We start from the raw sequence: 2,923 nt of genomic DNA on the forward strand, positions 1-2,923 counted from the left end.
ATATGCAGGGACCTTGCAGGGAAGGATATAGGACAGACGATTATCGTAAAGGAAGGAGCCATCATCGCCGTGGAAGCGGTCGAGGGTACCGACGAGACGATTGATCGTGGCGGGAGGCTCGCAGGGAGCGGTGTGGTCATGGTCAAGATGAGTAGGCCGAAACAGGATATGAGATACGATATTCCTACGATAGGGATGGAAACGATTAACAGGTTGGCTGATATGAAAGCCGCCGGTCTTGCGTTTGAGGCGGGGCGGGTAGTGATAGTAAATAAGGACGAGGTTATTGAGCGCGCCAACTCTTCCGGCATTGCTCTTGTAGCGGTTTAGTATTTCCGGGAGGCTTTCCTGCCGACTGTATTTTATTTACTGCTTAGAGCGGCGTAGGTTCCTGTAAATGTCGCGGCTACAGTTTCCCCAGAGTATATCTTTGAGGAGAGATTAATTTTTGCTCTTCCATTCCTGGAAAATTTCTCGATCAGTAAATTGATCTCATTAATATCGACAGTGCAAACAGCGCTTATCTCGCCATCTATAGGTTTCATGAAACCGGTTTCGCTTTTCGTAATGACGACAGAGGCTTGAAGATCGTTCTCCTTGATCTTCATCCATAGCAACCCCCAGCCGGATAAAACCATTATGGAATAAATACTCCCGCCGAAAGCTGTCTTTTTGTGATTTATGTTCGGCTCAAGAGGCGCGCATAGTTTTAATGTCGTGCCGTCATAACTTTTCACCCCTATCCCCATGGCCTTTGCCATAGGTATTTCTGCCTGCATTACCTCTTCCAATTCTCTCGAGATCTTTTCGTGTTCAGGTTTCATACTGGAAGTTTATTGGATTTGTACAGTGAAAGGCTAAAACAAAAAAAGACCGGCAATCGCTTGCCGGTCTTCGTTGCGAGATCGTGTGCCTAAAGGGAGACTAGATTTTTCCCTTTTTGGAACTGCTGGATGAATCGGCAGGAATTTCCTTCCCTTTCGATTTCCCTTTTGAATCGGCATCGCCTTTCTCGGACATATCAAGCGGGCAGTTATCACCCATCTCAATTTTGCACTGCTCTTTGCTCATGCCGCCGCAACAGGTCTTTCCGGCTTTTTCCTTCGCGTGGGCCATAAGGGCCGGGCTTGCTACAAGGGAGAGCGCAAGCGCAAAGATTGTTAATGTCAGTAATTTTCGCATCTTTCCTCCTGTTATATCTTGGGTTTAGTACATCGGGATTATATCAGATTTTGAAATTGGCGACATCAAGTGATCCTACAGTATCGCCTCGGCGAAAAGTTTTGCGTCAAACGGCTGGAGGTCGTCAATCTTCTCGCCAATTCCGATATATTTCACCGGGAGTTTAGTCTCGTTAATTATTCTTATTACCGCGCCACCTTTTCCCGTTCCGTCGAGTTTGGTCAGAACAAGGCCGGTAAGGTTGATCTTTGAGTGAAACTCGTTCGCCTGATTGAGCGCGTTCTGTCCAGTAGTGCCATCAAGGACAAGCAGGGTTTCATGCGGGGCGCCTTCAACCTCGCGGCCGATAATGCGGCGCACCTTCGAAAGTTCTTCCATAAGGTTCGTTCGTGTATGAAGCCTTCCAGCGGTATCGACAATTACGACATCCTTTTTTCTCGCGACTGCCGCCTTCATCGCGTCAAATGCAACGGCACTCGGATCGGAATTCGGGAGATGTTTCACGATTTCACAACCGACCCTCCGGCTCCATTCGTCCAGCTGTTCGATTGCCGCCGCGCGAAAAGTATCCCCGGCGGAGAGTAAAACGCTTTTTCCTGACGACTGGTAAATATTAGCCAATTTCCCGATAGTTGTTGTTTTCCCGGCGCCGTTTACCCCTACGACAAGTATTACATGCGGAACCCCGTGATTCTCCATGACAGTTTCCGGCTGTACAAGCGGGCTGCCGGCAAGTTCGCCGATTCTTTCCCTGAGGAACGGCCTGATTTCCTCGACCTCCTTTATCTCCTTGTTTTTCACCGCTTTTTTCAAGTTGTCGATTAGTTGCATGGTGGTTGGCATACCGATATCGGCTGTAATTAATGCCTCTTCCAGCTCCTGGAAAAGTTCCTCATCAATAGATATTCTCCCGGTAGTGGCGTGAGTGATACTGGAGACGAGGCTTTTGCTGGTTTTTCTAAGACCTTCTTTCAGTCGGGCCAAAAGGCCCATTTTTTCTTTTTCCATGGCTTTGCAGTCTAGTCTGTTTTAATCCCGAATAAAACGGGTTAATATTATGCAAACAAAATGGGGCAGACAATAGGCAGTTTATGGCAGTTCAAATTTATCGCCTCGTGCAGGGAGATTAGGTGCAATTATCAAGGTTCATTATTGATGGTATGAGTAATCCACGTTTTTTGGCTTTACTCATTTCCATCTTTCTTTTTCCTTTCGGGGGATCGGTTTCATTTTCGGAGGCTGAAGAGAGCTCTTTCCGGGTCGCGGAAAATATTTCTGTTTCCGGCGCGAAGACCGAGCCTGTCGAATTGAGGAAAAGCGACAAGGCGTTGCCAGGGCCAAAGATATCCGTCAACTCCTCTGCCGCCTCGGATAGCTCTCTAAATGAATCGCGGAAGAGCGGGATTGATTTGAACGGAAAAAAATCAAAAGTGAAGGTCTCTGACAATGGACCCAAGATGTCGCTGAATTTTGAATCAGCGCCTATCCGGGAAGTGATAAAGAATATCTGCGAATTCCTCGGAATGAATTACATAATCGAAGATGACGTTAAAGGTTTTGTGACGATAAGAACCCTCGACCGCATCCCCGCTGCCGGGGCGACCGACCTCCTCGACCAGCTTCTGGTGATAAATAATCTCACGCGGGTAAAGGTGGGGGAGTATTGGCGCTTCTTACCGCTTGCAAAAGCGCTCCTTGAGCCTCTTCCTGTATATCAGGATCCTCCAGCTTCAGAATTTGC

At 47.8% G+C, this 2,923-nt stretch carries 5 protein-coding genes; 2 read left to right on the top strand and 3 right to left on the bottom strand.

Annotation, left to right across the window (positions count from 1 at the left end; genetic code table 11):
- Positions 1-330 (top strand): LpxI family protein (locus tag OEY64_13175; protein ID MDH5543895.1); only part of this gene is annotated, 330 nt, incomplete at its 5' end.
- A 32-nt stretch (positions 331-362) separates the two neighbouring features.
- Here OEY64_13175 and OEY64_13180 read toward each other — a convergent pair.
- The 3 genes from OEY64_13180 to ftsY form a co-directional block, all read right to left on the bottom strand.
- Complete coding sequence (locus OEY64_13180; GenBank protein ID MDH5543896.1) at positions 363-824, bottom strand: thioesterase domain-containing protein; 462 nt, start codon at positions 822-824, stop codon at positions 363-365.
- Between the two features lie 100 nt (positions 825-924).
- Entirely contained in the window at positions 925-1,182 is a 258-nt protein-coding gene (locus OEY64_13185) for a hypothetical protein (GenBank protein ID MDH5543897.1), read from the bottom strand.
- Positions 1,183-1,257: 75 nt separating this feature from the next.
- Entirely contained in the window at positions 1,258-2,190 is a 933-nt protein-coding gene (gene ftsY / locus OEY64_13190) for a signal recognition particle-docking protein FtsY (protein ID MDH5543898.1), read from the bottom strand.
- A 170-nt stretch (positions 2,191-2,360) separates the two neighbouring features.
- Between ftsY and OEY64_13195 the strand changes: the two genes are divergently transcribed.
- Positions 2,361-2,923: hypothetical protein (locus OEY64_13195; GenBank protein MDH5543899.1), on the top strand; the 563-nt coding region annotated here is incomplete at its 3' end.

This window comes from Nitrospinota bacterium, from assembly GCA_029881495.1.
Taxonomy (GTDB): Bacteria; Nitrospinota_A; UBA7883; order JACRGQ01; family JACRGQ01; genus JAOUMJ01.